At 68.4% G+C, this 16846-nt stretch carries 21 protein-coding genes; 8 read left to right on the forward strand and 13 right to left on the reverse strand.

Annotation, left to right across the window (positions count from 1 at the left end; all coding sequences use genetic code 11):
- Window positions 1-22: 22 nt before the first annotated feature.
- Complete coding sequence (locus tag DMB37_RS26280) at window positions 23-454, reverse strand: succinate dehydrogenase hydrophobic membrane anchor subunit (protein WP_107654318.1); 432 nt, start codon at window positions 452-454, stop codon at window positions 23-25.
- A gap of 1 nt (window position 455) precedes the next feature.
- On the reverse strand, window positions 456-854 hold the full coding sequence (sdhC, locus tag DMB37_RS26285) for a succinate dehydrogenase, cytochrome b556 subunit (protein WP_107654319.1): 399 nt from the start codon (window positions 852-854) through the stop codon (window positions 456-458).
- Between the two features lie 277 nt (window positions 855-1131).
- Between sdhC and DMB37_RS26290 the strand changes: the two genes are divergently transcribed.
- Window positions 1132-1533, forward strand: a complete 402-nt coding sequence (locus tag DMB37_RS26290; protein ID WP_135234948.1) for a cytidine deaminase — start codon at window positions 1132-1134, stop codon at window positions 1531-1533.
- Between the two features lie 12 nt (window positions 1534-1545).
- Here the strand turns inward: DMB37_RS26290 and DMB37_RS26295 are convergent, their stop codons facing one another.
- Complete coding sequence (locus DMB37_RS26295; protein ID WP_135234949.1) at window positions 1546-1782, reverse strand: hypothetical protein; 237 nt, start codon at window positions 1780-1782, stop codon at window positions 1546-1548.
- A 41-nt stretch (window positions 1783-1823) separates the two neighbouring features.
- Window positions 1824-2051, reverse strand: coding sequence for a hypothetical protein (locus tag DMB37_RS26300; protein ID WP_135234950.1), 228 nt, complete (start codon window positions 2049-2051; stop codon window positions 1824-1826).
- A 99-nt stretch (window positions 2052-2150) separates the two neighbouring features.
- Between DMB37_RS26300 and DMB37_RS26305 the strand changes: the two genes are divergently transcribed.
- The 3 genes from DMB37_RS26305 to DMB37_RS26315 all read left to right on the forward strand — a co-directional run bounded on the left by DMB37_RS26305 (window position 2151) and on the right by DMB37_RS26315 (window position 5836).
- Window positions 2151-3440, forward strand: coding sequence for a thymidine phosphorylase (locus DMB37_RS26305; RefSeq protein ID WP_135234951.1), 1290 nt, complete (start codon window positions 2151-2153; stop codon window positions 3438-3440).
- Between the two features lie 475 nt (window positions 3441-3915).
- The gene (locus tag DMB37_RS26310) at window positions 3916-5013 is read left to right on the forward strand and encodes an adenosine deaminase (RefSeq protein WP_107654323.1); all 1098 of its coding nucleotides are present in this window, start codon (window positions 3916-3918) and stop codon (window positions 5011-5013) included.
- 166 nt (window positions 5014-5179) lie between these two features.
- Complete coding sequence (locus tag DMB37_RS26315) at window positions 5180-5836, forward strand: hypothetical protein (protein WP_135234952.1); 657 nt, start codon at window positions 5180-5182, stop codon at window positions 5834-5836.
- A 61-nt stretch (window positions 5837-5897) separates the two neighbouring features.
- On the opposite strand, the gene DMB37_RS26320 is transcribed toward DMB37_RS26315, so the two are convergent.
- From DMB37_RS26320 to DMB37_RS26340, 5 genes are all read right to left on the reverse strand, one after another.
- Window positions 5898-7145: a primosomal protein gene (locus DMB37_RS26320; RefSeq protein ID WP_135234953.1), complete on the reverse strand. Its 1248-nt coding sequence runs from the start codon at window positions 7143-7145 to the stop codon at window positions 5898-5900.
- A gap of 26 nt (window positions 7146-7171) precedes the next feature.
- Window positions 7172-7519, reverse strand: a complete 348-nt coding sequence (locus DMB37_RS26325; RefSeq protein ID WP_135234954.1) for a YbaB/EbfC family nucleoid-associated protein — start codon at window positions 7517-7519, stop codon at window positions 7172-7174.
- 76 nt (window positions 7520-7595) lie between these two features.
- Complete coding sequence (locus DMB37_RS26330) at window positions 7596-7937, reverse strand: hypothetical protein (protein ID WP_135234955.1); 342 nt, start codon at window positions 7935-7937, stop codon at window positions 7596-7598.
- Window positions 7934-9055: an NlpC/P60 family protein gene (locus DMB37_RS26335; protein ID WP_135234956.1), complete on the reverse strand. Its 1122-nt coding sequence runs from the start codon at window positions 9053-9055 to the stop codon at window positions 7934-7936. Before DMB37_RS26335 ends, DMB37_RS26330 begins: the two co-directional genes overlap by 4 nt.
- Window positions 9056-9059: 4 nt before the next feature.
- Window positions 9060-9383, reverse strand: a complete 324-nt coding sequence (locus tag DMB37_RS26340) for a DUF2563 family protein (protein WP_135234957.1) — start codon at window positions 9381-9383, stop codon at window positions 9060-9062.
- A gap of 147 nt (window positions 9384-9530) precedes the next feature.
- On the opposite strand from DMB37_RS26340, the gene upp reads away from it, so the two are divergent.
- Entirely contained in the window at window positions 9531-10154 is a 624-nt protein-coding gene (gene upp / locus DMB37_RS26345; protein WP_135234958.1) for a uracil phosphoribosyltransferase, read from the forward strand.
- A 63-nt stretch (window positions 10155-10217) separates the two neighbouring features.
- Here upp and DMB37_RS26350 read toward each other — a convergent pair whose 3' ends face one another.
- Genes DMB37_RS26350 through DMB37_RS26360 form a run of 3 tightly spaced genes read right to left on the reverse strand, consistent with a single transcriptional unit; the run spans window position 10218 to window position 12740 of the window.
- Window positions 10218-10433, reverse strand: coding sequence for a hypothetical protein (locus tag DMB37_RS26350; protein WP_240771660.1), 216 nt, complete (start codon window positions 10431-10433; stop codon window positions 10218-10220).
- 30 nt (window positions 10434-10463) lie between these two features.
- Window positions 10464-11960 carry a phospho-sugar mutase gene (locus tag DMB37_RS26355; protein ID WP_135234960.1) on the reverse strand — a complete coding sequence of 499 codons (1497 nt, stop codon included), beginning with the start codon at window positions 11958-11960 and terminating at the stop codon, window positions 10464-10466.
- Window positions 11961-12740: a purine-nucleoside phosphorylase gene (locus DMB37_RS26360; RefSeq protein WP_135234961.1), complete on the reverse strand. Its 780-nt coding sequence runs from the start codon at window positions 12738-12740 to the stop codon at window positions 11961-11963.
- A gap of 130 nt (window positions 12741-12870) precedes the next feature.
- On the opposite strand from DMB37_RS26360, the gene DMB37_RS26365 reads away from it, so the two are divergent.
- From DMB37_RS26365 to DMB37_RS26375, 3 genes are all read left to right on the forward strand, one after another.
- Window positions 12871-13575, forward strand: a complete 705-nt coding sequence (locus DMB37_RS26365) for an enoyl-CoA hydratase-related protein (protein WP_135234962.1) — start codon at window positions 12871-12873, stop codon at window positions 13573-13575.
- Between the two features lie 213 nt (window positions 13576-13788).
- A complete protein-coding gene (locus DMB37_RS26370) occupies window positions 13789-14961 on the forward strand; it encodes a M20 family metallopeptidase (RefSeq protein WP_135234963.1) in 1173 nt (390 codons plus the stop codon).
- 107 nt (window positions 14962-15068) lie between these two features.
- Window positions 15069-16220, forward strand: coding sequence for a M20 family metallopeptidase (locus tag DMB37_RS26375; RefSeq protein ID WP_135237834.1), 1152 nt, complete (start codon window positions 15069-15071; stop codon window positions 16218-16220).
- A 55-nt stretch (window positions 16221-16275) separates the two neighbouring features.
- On the opposite strand, the gene DMB37_RS26380 is transcribed toward DMB37_RS26375, so the two are convergent.
- Window positions 16276-16749 carry a gamma-glutamylcyclotransferase gene (locus DMB37_RS26380; RefSeq protein ID WP_014981915.1) on the reverse strand — a complete coding sequence of 158 codons (474 nt, stop codon included), beginning with the start codon at window positions 16747-16749 and terminating at the stop codon, window positions 16276-16278.
- Window positions 16750-16846: the final 97 nt, after the last annotated feature.

The following is a 16846-nucleotide window of genomic DNA, read 5'->3' on the forward strand; positions in this document are numbered from 1 at the left end:
CACTCATCGGAGTGGCCTGTTCCTAACTGATGTTGGGGTCGAAGGTGAAGATGACGTAGGTGCCGACGGCCAGGATCAGGATCATCGAGATGGCCAGCAGCGTGTTCAGCCAGAATCGTGTCGAGTCCTTGCGGGAGTAGTCCGCGATCACCGTGCGCAGGCCGTTGCCGCCGTGCAGTTGGGCCAGCCAGAGCATGGACAGGTCCCACAGCTGCCAGAACGGGCTGGCCCAGCGGCCGGCGACGAAGCCGAAGTTGAGCCGCTTCACGCCGCCGTCGAGCAGCAGCATGATCGACATGTGGCCGAGCACCAGAATGATCAGCAGCAGGCCGGAGAAGCGCATGAACAGCCACGCGTACTTCTCGAAATTGTTGTTCGCGCGGGCACGCGGCGAGCGCGGCGAGTCCAAGCTGGCCGGCCTGTCGTAGGACTTACCGAGAACAGGTGCGCTCATGTCAGTGCTCCGTGAACAAGTAGAAGAACATGCGCCCGATCGCGGGCGCGGCCACCACGAACACCACCGCGAGAACGACCCAGAGCATCACACGCTGGTACTTCGGGCCCTTGGCCCAGAAGTCGATCAGGATCACGCGGACGCCGTTGAATCCGTGGAACAGGACGCAGACGACCAGTCCCATTTCCATCAGCGCGACGATGGGGCTCTTGTAGGTCTCGATCGCCCGGTTGTAGGTGTCCGGGCTGACCCGGACCAGCGCGGTATCCAAGACGTGCACGAAGAGGAAGAAGAAGATGGTGACACCGGTGATCCGGTGCAGCGCCCAGGACCACATGCCAGGGTCGCCTCGGTACAGCGTCTTCCGCTTCGGCTGTGCCGGAGCTTCTATCGTGGTCATAGAGTGCGGTGCCTCCAACGTCGTTGATGGACCCGGTTCATTGATCCGAGGCCGGCTGCGTTGGGCGCAAATGCCCAGGTGGCTGCGCTGCGGCCCGCTGCCGGGAACCTGAACCGATCTGTTCTGGACTCTAATCCTCTAGGTTTGCCGGAACTAATTCGGCGTGCCGTGCGTTGCGCTACAGTCTGGCGGGTTAGGTTTACCTTTCTTGATGCGTGAAGGGTTCCTGCGAGGGCCCCGCACGGCCTGGTTCGGCTTGCTCCAGAAGAGGTTCCCGATGTCGCAAATCGACTGGAAATCCCTGCACGACAACGCGATTCAAGTTATGCGCAACGCCTATGCGCCGTACTCGCGGTTTCCGGTCGGTGCGGCGGCTCTCAGCACCGACGGCCGAATTGTGAGCGGTTGCAATGTGGAAAATGTCTCATATGGTTTGGCCCTGTGCGCCGAATGTGTACTCATCGGTAACTTGCATTCGGGCGGGGGCGGTCGCTTGCTCGCCATCTCGGTCACCGATTCCCGCGGCGAAATTCTGATGCCCTGCGGGCGCTGCCGCCAACTCCTCTACGAACACGGTGGGCCCGACCTCCTGGTCGACCACAAGGACGGACCCGTTCCGCTCCGCGACTTACTACCCCATGCCTTCGGCCCCGACGACCTGGACGCCGGTCAGGTGTGACCGGCGCAGGCTTCAGCAGTCCGCGTCGAGTGCCGCGTCGATCTCGGCCTCGGTGGCGCGAGCCAGCGGTGTGAACTGGAGCGGGGGAATCCCCAACCGTTCCATGATCAGTTCCATACCCCGGCTCATTTGATTCACGCCGTCGATCAGCTGACCGGTCTCGATCCGGCAGCCCGCACTACTTCTGGTGAGCTGGTAGAGCGACTCGCTGTGGGTGTCTTCGATGTCGGTGACCCGTGTCTCGAGCATCGCTACACGACGTTCGATGTGTATGGATGTCATCGTCGGCCTCAGCAGTCCGCGTCGACTTCGGCTGCGGTGGCGGTGGTGATGTCCGCTACCCGGCTCGGCGGGATGCCGATGTGCTCCAAGAGAAGCGCGAAGCTGCGTTTCTGCACGATCCTGACTTCGCAGACCTCCCGCTTCAGGTCGTACAGCGCGTCGCCGTGTGTTTCCTCGATGTCGGCCACCCGCGCTTCGAGCTTCCCCACGCGCCGGTCGATGTGTACGGATGTCATTGATGCCCCCTAGCCCCTCGAAAGATTGATGCGGTGAGGCTATCGAACCGCACCTACAAGAACCAGACTTGGCTGCGTTCTCATGCCAGACTGGCGAATGTGACGGCACTGGACGCGGTTTCGATCATCACGACCAAGCGGGACGGCGGCGAGCTGTCGGATGCGCAGATCGACTGGGTGGTCGATGGCTTCACCCGGGGGGCGGTGGCCGACGAGCAGATGTCGGCGCTGGCGATGGCGATCGTGTGGCGCGGGATGACGCGGCGGGAGACGGCGCGCTGGACCGGCGCGATGATCGCGTCGGGCAGTCGGCTGGACTTCGCCGATCTGCCGCGTCCGACCGTCGACAAGCATTCGACCGGCGGGGTCGGGGACAAGATCACGCTGCCGTTGGCGCCATTGGTCGCGGCCTGCGGCGCCGCGGTTCCGCAGCTGTCCGGGCGTGGGCTCGGGCACACCGGTGGCACGCTCGACAAGCTGGAGGCCATTCGCGGTTGGCAGGCCGACGTCTCGGTGCAGCGCATGCGCGAGATCCTCGCCGACCCCGCGATCGGTGCGGTGGTGTGCGCGGCGGGTGCCGATCTCGCACCGGCCGACAAGCGGCTCTACGCCCTGCGCGACGTCACCGGCACGGTCGAATCCATTCCGCTGATCGCCAGCTCGATCATGAGCAAGAAGATCGCCGAGGGTACCGCGGCACTGGTGCTGGATGTGAAGGTCGGCGCGGGCGCCTTCCTGAAGACGCTCGACGGTGCCCGCGAATTGGCAACGGCCATGGTCGAATTGGGCACTGACGCGGGGGTGCGAACGGTGGCGTTGCTGACCGCGATGGACACCCCGCTCGGCCGCACCGCGGGCAACGCCCTGGAGGTCGCCGAGTCGGTCGAGGTGCTGGCCGGCGGCGGACCCGCCGACATCGTCGAACTCACCATCACACTGGCCCGCGAGATGGTTGCCCTCGCGGGCCTGGACACCGACCCCGCCGACGTGCTCGCCGACGGCCGGGCAATGGACCAGTGGCGCGCGATGGTCCGCGCCCAGGGCGGCGACCCCGATGCACCGCTGCCGACGGCGCGGCACACCGAGGTCGTGCGCGCCGAGCGCGACGGCGTGCTGACCCGCCTCGATGCCATGGGTGTCGGCATCGCCGCGTGGCGTCTCGGTGCGGGCCGGGCCAGGCAGGGTGATCCGGTTCAGGCCGGGGCTGGCATCGAAATGCACGCCAAGCCAGGCGATTCGGTGACCGCAGGGCAACCCCTGCTGACGTTGCACACCGACACCCCGGATGCCTTTTCGGGTGCTCAGGCCGCGCTCGAGAATTCCTTCGCCATCGGTGAATTCTCCGAAAAGCCTGCCACACCATTGGTACTCGGACGCATCGGCGCCTGACCAGGTCCCTTGGCGTACGAATCAGCTTGCCGCGCACCATTTCTGGTAGATAGCTGGTCGAAGCGCGGGGTGGTGACTACGCGGGAGGTGCCGCAGTCACGCTGGACGGACGGAACGCCGAGTAACTCGCAGATGGTCAGCGCGGGTACGGGAAAGCGAACGCCTCCATGTGCCTTGATCTTCGAACCTGCGGCACGCTCGGCAGTAACCGAGGGCAGCCCGCATGGAGCCCTGGAGTCGGGACACAGCGCGGTGGCACGCAATTGGTCTGCGCCGCAGATCGTCGGCGATCTCACGCGCCGGTAACGACGTGTGTTCTGGGCCGCACGTATCGGTTGTTATCGGAGGTCAGCGGGGTGCGTGGGGCGCGCGGTTGGTGTCCGGGTGTGGGACGGCGCGGGGTGGTCGGGCAACGAGATGGTTGCCACTTCGGCAGTCTGGTGCCGTTCCGGCGCGGTGCGGCTACCGTCGTTACATGACTGGACCGACCGCATTGACCCTTGCCTCGATCCGCCAGGCGCCAAAAGCGCTGCTGCACGACCACCTCGATGGTGGTCTACGGCCTGCCACGGTGCTGGAGCTGGCCGCCGAGTGCGGTTACGAGGACCTACCCGCCAACGATGAGGTAGCACTTGCCAATTGGTTCCGGGACGCGGCCGACAGCGGCTCGCTGGAGCTGTATCTGGAGACCTTCGCGCACACCGTCGCCGTCATGCAGACGCCGGAGGGCCTGCGCCGGGTCGCCCGGGAATGCGCGGAGGACCTGTCCGCCGACGGCGTGGTGTACGCCGAGGTGCGCTTCGCCCCCGAACAACACCTGGAGCGCGGGCTGACGCTCGACGAGGTGGTCGAACACACCCTGGCGGGTTTCCGCGAGGGCGAGGCGGCGGCCGCGGCGGCCGGACGGCCGATCGTGGTCACCTGCTTGCTCACCGCCATGCGGCACGCGGCACGCTCGCGCGAGATCGCCGAACTCACCGTGCGCTTCCGCGACCGGGGCGTCGGCGGCTTCGACATCGCGGGCGCGGAGGCCGGGTATCCGCCGAGCAGGCACCTGGACGCCTTCGAATACATGCGAGCCAACAGCGCGCACTTCACCATTCACGCGGGTGAGGCGTTCGGCTTGCCGTCGATCCACGAGGCGCTGGCCTTCTGCGGCTGTGACCGGCTCGGCCACGGGGTGCGGATCACCGACGACATCAGCGTGCCCGGTGCGATCGAGGACGCGCGCCTGGGCCTCGTCGCGAATTACGTGCGCGACATGCGTATTCCGCTCGAGTTGTGTCCGTCGTCGAACGTGCAGACCGGTGCGGTGCCCTCGCTGGACAAGCACCCGTTCGACCTGCTGGCCCGGTTGCGCTTCCGCGTCACGGTGAACACCGACAACCGTTTGATGAGCGACACCACCATGAGCCAGGAAATGCTCAAGCTCTCCGACACCTTCGGCTACGGCTGGACCGATCTGGAGCGCTTCACCATCAACGCGATGAAGTCGGCGTTCATCCCGTTCCCGGAGCGGCTGCGCATCATCGACGACATCATCAAGCCCGGCTACGCGGTGCTCCTCGGGTAGCTGAGGGACGCAACAAATCCCAGCCCGTGCGCGGGGAACCGGTGGCGTATTCACTCGGGGTGATGTCGCCATCGGTTCCCCGTCGTCGGCGGTTCGGCCGGTTCCGGCTCTGATCACGATGGGGGTGGGTGGGTGCCGGTTCGCTGGTTCGCTAGCGTGGCTGACCATGGCGACATTGCGGATCCCCAGTCGGTTCAACGGCCCGCCCGATTCGGGCAACGGCGGCTACGTCGGTGGACTGCTGGCCGAGCAGCATGAGGATGCCGCGGTCACGGTGATCCTGCGCAGTCCGCCGCCGCTGGACAAGCCGCTCGAAGTACGTGCGGGGGAGTTGTACGACGGCGACACTTTGCTCGCGGAATCCCGAGTAGGCGAATTCGACCGGGACGCACCGCAATCCGTGCCCTTCGCGACCGCGGCCGAGGCGGCGAGCTCCTACCGGAGCAACGAGATGTTCGCGTCCTGCTTCGTCTGCGGCAGCGGTCGCCCGGACGGACTGCGCATCGAGGCGGGCGCGGTCGGCGACGGTCTGGTGGCCGCACCGTGGATCCCCGACGACTCGCTCCCGCTCGGCCACGCCGTCCTGTGGGCCGCGATGGACTGCCCCGGCGGCTGGTCGCTGCCGGACATGTTCGACCGCCCCGCCCTCCTCGGCTCCATGACCGCCGCCGTGCACGACTTCCCCGAGGTCGGCGAACAGTGCGTCGTCGTCGGCGAGAGCCACGGCGAACAAGGCCGCAAAGCCTTCTCCTCCACCGCCGTCTACGGCTCCGACAACCGCCTACTCGGCCGCGCCGAACAGATCTGGATCCGCCTGAAGTAAGGCCCTGCGCAACCGGGCGGTTCGAGGTGGGCGCGCCCACCTCGCGGAGGGCGCGTGCCTGCTACTGCGGGTTGAGCCGGGACTCGAAGTTGCGCTCCAGTTCCCGCCAGGACTGCGCTTCCGCGGCGAACGGCGGGTTGGGTGCCATCCGGTTGGGGTCCGGGTTGAGCAGGTACGAGACGTACCAGCCGAGCGGATTGGACTGGGCCAGCGCCTGTTCCACGACATCGTCGCCCGCGTAGTCGGAGGCGTCGGTGAACAGTTCGACCGCGAGGTCGAGCTGCTCGATGTCGACCGCCTCGGGTCCTTCGGCGAGGTCGTCGGCGAGGCCGGGCAGCACGTAGACGTTTTCGTCGCTGACCTCGACCTCGAGCGAACCGTCCACCGCGGCGGTCTGCACGTCGGCGAAGGTGCTGACCCTGGCGAGGTCGTGTTCGTGGTCGTCGGCCAGGTACCTGGCCAGTGCGCGCTCGGAGTTGAACACCGTGATGGCGTTGTCGGAGCCGAGGAAGATCGGCTCGTCGTCGAGGTAACAGCGCAGCGTGAAGTAGGTGCCGTCGGAGGTGATGATCTTGACCGGGTCGATGCCGACCTCGTGCCAGAACGTCTCGTCCTCGTCTTCGTCCTCGTCGTCCGCGTCGAGGTCGACGGGTTCGAACTCGTCCTCCTCGTTGTCCGCGGCGTCGTCGGCGTCGACCACGTTCTCCTCGGCGGCGAGCAGTTCGGCTTCGGCGACGGCGACGGCTTCCGCGTCGACCTCGGGGGTTTTCACGACGGAGTCGATGGCGTCGAGGACGCTGTCCCAGCCCTTGGCGATGGCGGCGCCGATCTGGTCCCAGAGTTCCTCGCCGTCGCGCCCGACGAAGGCGTTCACGCCGCCGGGCAGCGCGCCGAGGACCGGGTGCGACCCGAAGAACTTGGTGACCGTCTCCAGCTCGCACACCTCGCCGATGTTGCGGACCATGCTGAGGGTGTCTTCGAGCTCGGCGATGGTGTCCACGTCGGGCTCGCCCGCGGCCAGTTCGGGCACCGCGACCAGATCGAAGGAGAAGTTCTCCTCCGGCTCCAGTTCGACCGCCGACAACGCGACGACGACCTTCCATGCCGGATGCTCGACGAGGTCGTTGTCGGAGTTGGTCCGGATGAACGCGGCCAGCTCCGCAACGGTCTCGAAACCGTAGAGGGCGTCCTCGTGTCCGAGGAACGCCTCCCACTCGTCGTCACCGTCTCGCCAGCGCGGTGCCCACAGGGTGACGAGATCGCCGTCGGTCAGGCCGAGCTCGATCGGGACGATGTCTCCAGAAGCCATGAGCGGAAGCCTATCGACCTTCCGCGTCAGGCACTATCCGGGCCGCCCCCAACGGTTCCTTGGGCGTCGTTCGCCGCGGGAACGAATGACTCGTTCAGTGTCGCAACGACCTTCGAGCGCTGGTTGCCCGCGTCCTCGGCGGCCTGCCGGCAAGCCCAGACGATCAGCTGTCCGACCTCGGCGGGCGGCAGCGAGGTGACCGTCTCGGCGAGGCTCAAAGCGACGAGCGCGCCGTCGCTGTCGACCTCGACGGTGACCGCGCCGTCCTCGGTGGTGTGGCGCCCGCGTACCTGCTTGAGGCCGTACAGCGCGGCCTCGAGTGCTTCCAGCTTCTGCGTCGCATTGGCGACCAGAGCGTCCATTTCCGCGCTCATGACTCCACCTCGCTGGCGCTCGGCTCCGTCATGAGCGCGGGGGCGGCTGTGCTCATTGTTCGCTCGCTCCGCTCGCTCATACTGGCCTCATCCACGTTGTAGGTCCGGTGTCCGCGTCATCGATCCGGTCCAGCTCGTCCACCGCTGCCTGCCGGGTGGGCAGGCCGAGCCGGTCCAGGATGTCGGCGGGCATGCCTGCCTCGGCGAGCAGCTCACGGCGGCGCGCCTTCGCGGCGACGGTGGAGCGCTTGGTGAGCCGCAGGATCTCGTTCGCGAGAGATTGTGCGCCGTAACGGTATTCGCTGCGCTCGAACTTGATCTCCACCGGCATGCCCTGATCGGTGGCGCGCACCGAGATGGTGCCCGACCGATTGGTGCTGCCCGCGACCGTGACGTTGGGAACCTGCGGTTGAGTCATGACGTCGGCCTGTAGAAGCCGTAGAAGCCCATCCCTGAGTTCTCCGTTCGAATCGAGCTGATCTGGACCGGGTCGCCTGCCTCGACGAATTGGCCGTTGCCGATCACCATCGCGACGTGGCCATCCCAGATGGCCAGATCGCCGGGCATCAGGTCGCCGGGGGAGACCGAGGTGCCGGTGGCCTGCTCGGCGGCCAGGCGTGGCAGCTCCACGCCCGCCTCGCCGTAGGCGAATTTGGTCAGCCCGCTGCAATCCAGGCCGGCGCCGGGGGTGTTGCCGCCCCACACGTACGGCGTGCCGACGGCGCTGATCGCCGAGCGGACCGCGGTCGCCGCCTTCTCGTTCGGCGCCTCGACGGTGCTGCCGTCGGGCAGGGTGATCTTCACGCCGGTGCCGTCGGGCATGCCCGAGGAGCCGGTCTCGGGTTTGGGGGTGCCCGACGGGCTCGGGGTGGTGGACTTGGTGCCGACCGCCGTCGAGTTGGTGGTCGAGGGCATCGCGGTGCTCATCAGGCTGCTCGCCATCGAACCGACACCGCTCAGCGCGCTGGTCGCGGTCGAAGCCAGCTGCTGCGCGCCGGCTGCGGAGGTGGCCGTGCCCGCGAGCGACGGAGTGGGCGGCGGCGGGGTGAGTTCGGACATCGACGCGGTGTGCGTGCCGAGTTCGTTCTGCACCCGGCCGACCACGTTGAGCGCCTGGCCGAGGTGGTCGATCGCGGAGCCGACGATCATCGTCAGGCCCGCGGGGGTGGCCAGGGCCGGGCCCGCGCTCGCCGCGGTGTTCACGAACGACTGGGCGATCCCCGCGAGGTCCTTCTGACCCGTTTCGACCTCGGCCGCAGCCTGATTCACCACGGTTGCCATCTCGTTGCCGCGGTCGGAAATGGTGGCGGCGGAGGTCTGCACCCGCAGCGCCTTCGAGGTGGCGGCGTCGGCGGCCTGGCCGTCCCACGCGGTGTTCATGCCGTTGATGCTGTCGCGGCCCATCTGGTGGATCTGATCCACCACGCTCGACGTACTGCGCAGCGCGTCGGAGGGGCCGCCGGTGGGCAGCACTCCGGAGCCGAAGCTGGAAAGCAGGTCGAATATCGGCTTGGCCAGTGCGTTGATATCGATCACAGGCTCAGCCGTCCAATTCGGTGGCCACGGTCCGCAGTGCTCCCGCGTTGTTCAGGTCGGTCTCGGTGAGCACCGTCGCCGCGCCGGTGGCCGCGCCACCCATGCTGGCGAGTACCGCCGACAGCTGGCCGATCGAGGCGACATGTCCGGCGTGCGCGGCGGCGTAGGCGGCCATGAAATCACCACCGATCAACCCCATGATCGGGCCCAGCAGCGCGGGCTCGGCCGCAGCGGCGCTGGCACCGGCCGTAGCCATCTCCCCGGCCATCACATGGGCGGTCGCGCCGTAGGCTGCGATGCCCTCGGTGTCCGCCGACATCTTCCGCATCAGAGCTTCCCCCATCTGTTGTTCCCAGGCAGAGTACGTCATTCACTTGGTTCGACGCGCCCTCTTCCCGTTCGGTTCCCACCGATCCGAAAAAACTTTCGGGTAGAGCGTCGGCGGCGGACCCACCGGTCACTTTATCGTTCCCTCATGCGCACTCACACCGTGGACCATCCGCTCGCCGCTGCCTTGTTGACCACGATGCGAGACGAGCGCACCGACAATTCCGCCTTCCGCGCCGCGCTGCGCGATCTCACCAGGATCCTCGTCTACGAGGCGCTGCGGGACGCGCCGGTGCGACGCTTCGAGATCAGCACGCCGGTGGCGGTGACCGAGGGTGCGCGACTGGCGCAGCCGCCGCTGCTGGTGCCGGTGCTGCGCGCGGGCCTCGGCATGGTCGACGTGGCCGCGGAGCTGATCCCGGACGCCAGAATCGGATTCGTCGGCATCGCCCGCGACGAGGACACCCACGAGCCCGTCCCCTACATGGAGTCGCTGCCCGCCGACCTGGCCGGCCTCCCGGTCTATGTGCTCGACCCGATGCTGGCCACCGGCGGGTCGATGCGGCACACCCTCGAACTCCTGGTCGCCCGCGGCGCCACCGACATCACCGCGGTCTGTGTCGTCGCGGCTCCGGAAGGGGTTGCGGCACTGACCGATTCGGGCCATCCGGTGCGCCTGGTCACCGCCGCCGTGGACGCGGGCCTGAACGAGCACGCCTACATCGTCCCCGGCCTCGGCGACGCGGGCGATCGCCAGTTCGGCCCGCGCTAGGCCGCCGCTGTCATCCGCGTGCGACGGAGCCGGGCGTCGGCCCGGTGCGCCGCGCGCGGGATCTCACCCGTCCTGGGCTCGGGTGAACAGCTCGAGGTGGAAGCAGTCCTTGCATCGGTAGGCATCGACCAGCCAGTGCGCGCGGCCGGTCCGCTTCGCGCCCCAGAAGCCGATCTCCAACGGTCCTTCGACCCAGCGGGCATGGCCGCGTGAACTGTCGCCGGAGTCCTCGATGAAGCCGGGCATCATGGCCTCGCTGCCGCAGTGGGTACAGTGCATCGCCGTCATCATCTGATGATGACGGCTGGGTCAGAGCCCCCGGCAGTAATCGCGCAATGCGGAAAGGTGTTGTCCCGCAGTTGTCCTGGCAGCGGGCAGTTCGGCAGGCGCAGAGACCGGAGTGACCACCTCGAGATAGCACTTGAGTTTCGGCTCGGTGCCCGACGGCCGGATCACAATACGTGCGCCGCCGCCCTCGAAAACCAGGGCGTCCGTGCGCATGCGGCCGCGCACCTGGAGCTGGTCGGTGTACTTGACCGGCTCGCCCGCGATCTGGTCCGGCGGGTTCGCGCGCAACCGGGCGACCACATCCGCAGCGGCCGCCGCCGAATCCAGCCGCAGCGACACCTGATCGGTGCTGTGCAGGCCGAATTCCACGGCGTAGTCGTCGAGTTGGTCGCTCAGGGTGCGGCCCGCCGCCTTCAGCCGGGCGACCAGGTCCGCGGTCAGCACGGCGGCCGAGATGCCGTCCTTGTCGCGCACCGTCGCCGGGTCGACGCAGTGGCCGATCGCCTCCTCGTAGGCGTAGACCAGGCCGTCGCCCGCGCGGGCCAGCCATTTGAAGCCGGTGAGGGTTTCGGCGTAGCGGGCGCCGCGGGCCGCGGCGAGCTCGGACAGCAGCCGCGACGACACGATGGTGGTGGCCACCAGCGCGTCCGGCGGTGCGGTGCGCAGCACGCAGTCGCCGAGCAGCACGCCGGTCTCGTCACCGCGCAGCATTCGCCAGGTGTTGTCCGGCAGCGGAATTCCGACGGCGCAGCGGTCCGCGTCGGGGTCGACCGCGATCGCGACGTCCGCGCCGACCCTGGCGGCGAGGGCGAGCAGCAAGTCGGTGGAGCCGGGCTCCTCCGGGTTCGGGAACGCGACCGTCGGGAAGTCCGGATCGGGTTCGAACTGCTCCTCGACCACGTGCACGTCGGTGAATCCCGCTGCGGCCAGTGCCTGCACCACCATCTGCCCGCCGACGCCGTGCAGCGGCGTCAGCGCGATCCGGATCGCGGCCCGCGCACCCGCGCCGCCGATCACCGAGGGCAGCGCGGACACCCGGTTCAGGTAGCGCTGCACGATGTCGTCGTCCGCCGGGGTGACCGGGGTGCGGGCGATGGGTTCGGTGACCGCGTCGATGCACTGCTCGATCTCGGTGTCCGCGGGGGCAAGCAGCTGCGAGCCGCCGTCGAGGTAGACCTTGTAGCCGTTGTCGGTGGCCGGATTGTGTGAGGCGGTGATCTGCACGCCCGCGACCGCACCGAGCTCGCGCACCGCGTACGCGACCACCGGGGTCGGCAGCGGACCGGGCAGCAGGGTCACCGGAAAACCCGCCGCGGCAAAGATTTCCGCCGTCGCGGTGGCGAATTCGGCGGACCCGTGCCGCGCGTCGCGCCCGACGACCACCGCGCCACCGCCGAGGCACCGCCCGCGCAGCCACTCGACGAGTCCGGCGGTGGCCCTGGTCACCGTCGTCACGTTCATGCCGTCCGGGCCGTCCTGCAGCGGGCCGCGCAGGCCTGCGGTGCCGAAGCGCAGCATCTATACCTGTTCCAGCACGCCGCGCAGCAGCTTGCCCAATCTCGGTGCGGCCGCGTGACCTTCGGCCAGCACCTCGGCGTGCGACAGATGCCCGCCGGTGACGCCGGCGGCCAGGTTGGTGACCAGGGAGATGCCGAGCACCCGGGCGCCGAGCGCGCGACAGGCGATCGCCTCCAGCACGGTCGACATGCCGACCAGGTCGGCGCCCATGGTGCGCAGCATCCGGATCTCGGCCGGGGTCTCGTACTGCGGCCCGGTCAGGCCCGCGTACACGCCCTCGGTCAGGGTGGGGTCGATTTCTTGTGCCAGGGCCCGCAATTCGGGATCCCACGCGTCGACGAGATCGACGAAGGTGGCACCGGTCAGCGGGGTCCGGGCAGTGAGGTTCAGGTGATCGTTGATCAGCACCGGCTCGCCGACGCGCAGCCCCTCGCGGATACCGCCCGCGGCATTGGTGAGCAGCACGATCTCGGCGCCCGCCGCGACGGCCGCGGCGACCGGGTGCACCACCTCGGCGGGCTGGTAGCCCTCGTACAGGTGCTGCCGGCCCATCAGCAGCAGCGTGGGCGTGGCACCCACGGCGACCGAATGGATCATCCCGACGTGCCCCTGCGCACTCGGCGTCCCGAAGCCGGGCAGCTCCGGCATCGGCACGGACGCGACGGGGGTGCCGATCTCCGCGGCCGCCTCCTGCCAGCCCGAGCCGAGCACCACCGCAACCCGGTGACGCGGCACTCCAGTACGTTCGGCGATCGCCTCGGCGGCCTGTTCGGCAAGCATGATCGTCACGATAGTCCGCCCGACCCGGGCTTGCGGGTGCGCTCGGACAACCCACAGCGGCATTCCGCCGACGCTCCGGGATAGCTACCCGCGAGTAGGGGTGGTGTCGGGTGCCGGATATTCTGCACCCATGCCGTATCTGGAACGTGAAGGGGAAGTGTTCGTCCTGTACCTCGGAAACGAGGGGCAGACCGACAGCGAGAACCGCTTTCACCCGGACTGGATCGACGAGTTCCACGCTGTGCTGGACAAGGTCGAGAGCTCCGAGGGGCCTGCCGCGCTGGTCACCGTGGCGACCGGCAAGTTCTATACCAATGGCCTGGACACCGACTGGCTGTTCGCCAACCTGCGGGACTCGCACGGCTACCTGGACCGCGTGCACTCGCTCTACACCCGGTTGCTGACGTTCCCGATGCCGACGGTCGCCGCGATCAACGGCCACGCCTTCGGCGCGGGCGCCATGCTGGCCACCTCGCACGACTTCCGGGTGATGCGCGCCGATCGCGGCTTCTACTGCCTGCCCGAGGTGCACCTCGGCATGCCGTTCACCGTGGGCATGAACGCCCTGCTCACCCATCGGTTGTCCAACCAGGTCTGCGTGCAGGCGATGACCACCGGCTACCGCTACCCGGCCGACGAGGCGATCGCCGCGGGCATCGTGGACGGCAAGGCCGACGCGGAGTCGTTGCTGGCGACCGCGGTGGCCAAGGCCGCGGCATTGGCGAGCAATCGCAAGCCGAACCTGCCGGTGATCAAGCGCGCGCTGCACGCCGAGGCCCTGGCGGGTCTGGCCGTGCCGACCACGCCGGAGAACCTGGCCTTCGCCACCGGTTAATCCCGCGGCGGCCGGCGGACACGGCTGTGTCCCTCGGCGGAACGCGGCGTACTGAACTGCGGTAACGCCACGGCGACCCGCTGCGTGGGGCGCGGCCGAACCGGCATGACTTCGCTCGGTTTGCGGCGCAGTGCAACACTGTGTTCCATGCCACCACCGCGCAGCGGGCACCAGGAATCGCGCAGCGACTACGACGTCGCGCGTGCCGATGCCATGCAGCTGTCGGACGCGGCGATCAAGACCGCGGTCGACCAGCTGATCGATCTTTCGCACTCGATCCACGCCGAGCCGGAGCTCGCGTTCGAGGAGACGCGCAGCGTCGCCAAGACCATCGCGCCGCTCGTCGAGCGCGGCTTCGAGGTCGAGACCGGCGTGGCCGAACTGCCGACCGCGTTTCGCGCGAGCTTCGGCAGCGGCCCGCTGACCGTGGGCATCTGCGCGGAGTACGACGCCCTGCCCGGGATGGGACATGCCTGCGGGCACAACATCATTGCCGCTTCGTCGGTCGGTGCCGCGCTGGGTCTGGCGGAGGTGGCCGACGCGCTCGGGCTGACCGTGCTGGTGCTCGGCACGCCCGCCGAGGAGAGCGGCGGCGGCAAGGTGCTGATGCTGGAGCGCGGCGTCTTCGACGACGTGGCGATGGCGATGATGGTGCATCCCGGCCCGCTCGACATCGCCGGCGCGCGCTCGCTGGCGATGGCCGATCTGGCCATCACCTTCCACGGCCGGGAGGCGCACGCCAGCGCCGCGCCGGAACTCGGCCGCAACGCGGGCGACGCGGTCACCGTCACGCAGGTAGCTCTTGGATTGCTGAGACAGCATCTCCAGCCTGGCCAGCAACTCCACGGTATAGTCGGCGATGGTGGCGTAGCCCCGAACATCGTGCCCGGACGTGCGGAACTGCTGTATTACCTACGCGCAGTCGACTCCGTATCTCTCGACAATCTGATGCAACGAGCGTCAGCGTGTTTCGAAGCCGGAGCCCTTGCGACCGGCTGCACCCAGGAAATCCGGACTGTCGCGCCGACATATACCGAGCTGACGCCCGATCCGGCGTTACTGTTTGCCTACCGCGAGCAGATAACCCGACTGGGGCGAGTGCCGATCGCACCCGAGCTCGAGGCACAGCGGCCGCTCGGAAGCACGGACATGGGCAACGTCACCAATGTCATTCCTGGCATCCATCCGGTTATCGGAATTGATGCCGGTGGTGCGGTGACGCACCAGCCCGACTTCGCCGCGGCGAGCGTCAACGCCTCGGCGGATCGTGCGGTGGTCGATGGTGCGCTGGCTCTCGCGCGTACCGCGATCACCGCGGCCGGCGATGAAGAACACAGGGACAGGTTGTTGCAACGGCTCGTTCAACGACAGGAGGAACTTCGGTGAGCACTACCGGCCGTTCGGCCGAGCGGGTTACGGGGACGGACACGGGTGCGTGTGCACTCGTGGAGGGCCCGGACCTCGTCGCATTGTCGAACACCGTGGGGACGGGACTGGGATCGGTCGAGGGCTGGTTGGCCGAGCACGCGGTCGACCTCGTCCAGTGGCGGCGGCACATCCACGCCAACCCGGAACTTTCCCGCACCGAGTTCGCCACCACCGAATTCATCTCCTCCTGGCTGATCAAGGCGGGCCTGACCCCGCAGCCGCTGCCCGGCGGCACCGGCCTCATCTGTGACATCGGGCCGGAGGGCCCGCGCATCGGCCTGCGCGCCGACATGGACGCGCTGCCGCTGCAGGAGTTCACCGGCCTGAGCTTCGCCTCCACCGTGCCCGGCGTCTCGCACGCCTGCGGGCACGACGCGCACACCACGATCCTGCTCGGCACCGCGCTCGCGCTGGCCGAGGTGCCCGAGCTGCCGGTCGGCGTGCGCCTGGTCTTCCAGCCCGCCGAGGAGGTCATGCCCGGCGGCGCGATCGACGTGGTCGCCACCGGCGCGATGGAGGGTGTGGAGCGGATCTTCGCGCTGCACTGCGATCCGCGCCTGGAGGTGGGCCGGGTCGGCATCCGGGTCGGCGCGATCACCTCGGCCGCCGACACCGTCGAACTGGTGCTGGACTCGCCGGGCGGGCACACCTCGCGCCCGCATCTCACCAGCGATCTGGTCTACGCCATCGGCACCGTGATCACCGGCCTGCCCGGCCTGCTCAGCCGGCGCATCGACCCGCGCACCAGCACCGTGATGGTGTGGGGTGCGGTCAGCGCGGGCAAGGCGCCCAACGCGATTCCGCAGACCGGCATGCTCACCGGCACCGTGCGCACCGGCGATCACGCCACCTGGTCGCTGCTGGAGCCGATGGTGCGCGAGATCGTCGACGGCCTGCTCGCCCCCACCGGCGTGCGGTACCAGCTGAACTACCGTCGCGGTGTGCCGCCGGTGGTCAACGACGAGCAGTCCACCCGGATGTTCGAGGACGCAATTCGCAAGCTCGGTCCGGACGCGCTGGCCGACACCATGCAATCCGGTGGCGGCGAAGACTTCTCGTGGTACCTGGAGGAGGTGCCCGGCGCGATGGCGCGCCTCGGCGTCTGGTCCGGGCACGGCGAGCAGCTGGATCTGCACCAGCCGACGTTCGACATCGACGAACGGGCGCTCGCGGTCGGCGTGCGGGTGCTGACCAATATCGTGCTCAACGCACGCTGAGCTGAGCGATACCGCGACGTGGTCGGCCTGCGGGCCGGCCACGTCGTCTCGTTTGTCAGCCGAAGTTGCCCGGCCCGACGTTGCGACTGTTACGGGTGCGCAGGGAATGCACGTAATCCTCCGGCGCACCGGCCTTTTCGGCCGCGTCGGCGATCACGCCGATGTAGCGCGCCGAGGGCAGGCCGCCCTCGTAGGCATCGAGCACGTACAACCACGCCAGCGTCGGGTCGGCGCCGCTCTCACTGCGGGTGACGCGTAGCCGGATCTTCTTGTGGATGCCGAAGTCCGAGCCCTCCCACCGATCGAGTCGCTGCTCGTCTTCGGGCGACACGTCGTAGAGCACGACGAAAACGCGGGAGCCCGGCTCCTCGACGACCGTCGCCAGTGGTCCTTCCCAGCCGATGTCGTCGCCAGCGAAGGTGAGTCGCCAGCCCTCCAACCAGCCCGTTCCGGACATGGGCGAGTGCGGACAGCGCTCGAGCATCTGGGTTGAGTCCATGTTGGACCCATAGGCGGCGTAGATCGGCACCACAGAAGGGTAGCCAATAACATCCGAGGATCGACTCCATCCCGGCCAGATGCGGTGTTCCGGTCGCGCATTCCGGGCGCGGCGACCGTGCGGACGC

Origin of the sequence: Nocardia sp. CS682 (assembly GCF_004634405.1) — a bacterium.
Lineage (GTDB): Bacteria > Actinomycetota > Actinomycetes > Mycobacteriales > Mycobacteriaceae > Nocardia > Nocardia ninae.

Excerpts from the sequence above, each read along its gene's own strand:
- DMB37_RS26280 (WP_107654318.1), bottom strand. The coding sequence starts at position 454 with ATGAGCGCACCTGTTCTCGGTAAGTCCTACGACAGGCCGGCCAGCTTG.
- sdhC (WP_107654319.1), bottom strand. The coding sequence starts at position 854 with ATGACCACGATAGAAGCTCCGGCACAGCCGAAGCGGAAGACGCTGTAC.
- DMB37_RS26290 (WP_135234948.1), top strand. The coding sequence starts at position 1,132 with ATGTCGCAAATCGACTGGAAATCCCTGCACGACAACGCGATTCAAGTT.
- DMB37_RS26295 (WP_135234949.1), bottom strand. The coding sequence starts at position 1,782 with ATGCTCGAGACACGGGTCACCGACATCGAAGACACCCACAGCGAGTCG.
- DMB37_RS26300 (WP_135234950.1), bottom strand. The coding sequence starts at position 2,051 with ATGACATCCGTACACATCGACCGGCGCGTGGGGAAGCTCGAAGCGCGG.
- DMB37_RS26310 (WP_107654323.1), top strand. The coding sequence starts at position 3,916 with ATGACTGGACCGACCGCATTGACCCTTGCCTCGATCCGCCAGGCGCCA.
- DMB37_RS26315 (WP_135234952.1), top strand. The coding sequence starts at position 5,180 with ATGGCGACATTGCGGATCCCCAGTCGGTTCAACGGCCCGCCCGATTCG.
- DMB37_RS26320 (WP_135234953.1), bottom strand. The coding sequence starts at position 7,145 with ATGGCTTCTGGAGACATCGTCCCGATCGAGCTCGGCCTGACCGACGGC.
- DMB37_RS26325 (WP_135234954.1), bottom strand. The coding sequence starts at position 7,519 with ATGAGCGCGGAAATGGACGCTCTGGTCGCCAATGCGACGCAGAAGCTG.
- DMB37_RS26330 (WP_135234955.1), bottom strand. The coding sequence starts at position 7,937 with ATGACTCAACCGCAGGTTCCCAACGTCACGGTCGCGGGCAGCACCAAT.
- DMB37_RS26340 (WP_135234957.1), bottom strand. The coding sequence starts at position 9,383 with ATGCGGAAGATGTCGGCGGACACCGAGGGCATCGCAGCCTACGGCGCG.
- upp (WP_135234958.1), top strand. The coding sequence starts at position 9,531 with ATGCGCACTCACACCGTGGACCATCCGCTCGCCGCTGCCTTGTTGACC.
- DMB37_RS26350 (WP_240771660.1), bottom strand. The coding sequence starts at position 10,433 with ATGCACTGTACCCACTGCGGCAGCGAGGCCATGATGCCCGGCTTCATC.
- DMB37_RS26355 (WP_135234960.1), bottom strand. The coding sequence starts at position 11,960 with ATGCTGCGCTTCGGCACCGCAGGCCTGCGCGGCCCGCTGCAGGACGGC.
- DMB37_RS26360 (WP_135234961.1), bottom strand. The coding sequence starts at position 12,740 with ATGCTTGCCGAACAGGCCGCCGAGGCGATCGCCGAACGTACTGGAGTG.
- DMB37_RS26365 (WP_135234962.1), top strand. The coding sequence starts at position 12,871 with ATGCCGTATCTGGAACGTGAAGGGGAAGTGTTCGTCCTGTACCTCGGA.
- DMB37_RS26370 (WP_135234963.1), top strand. The coding sequence starts at position 13,789 with ATGCAGCTGTCGGACGCGGCGATCAAGACCGCGGTCGACCAGCTGATC.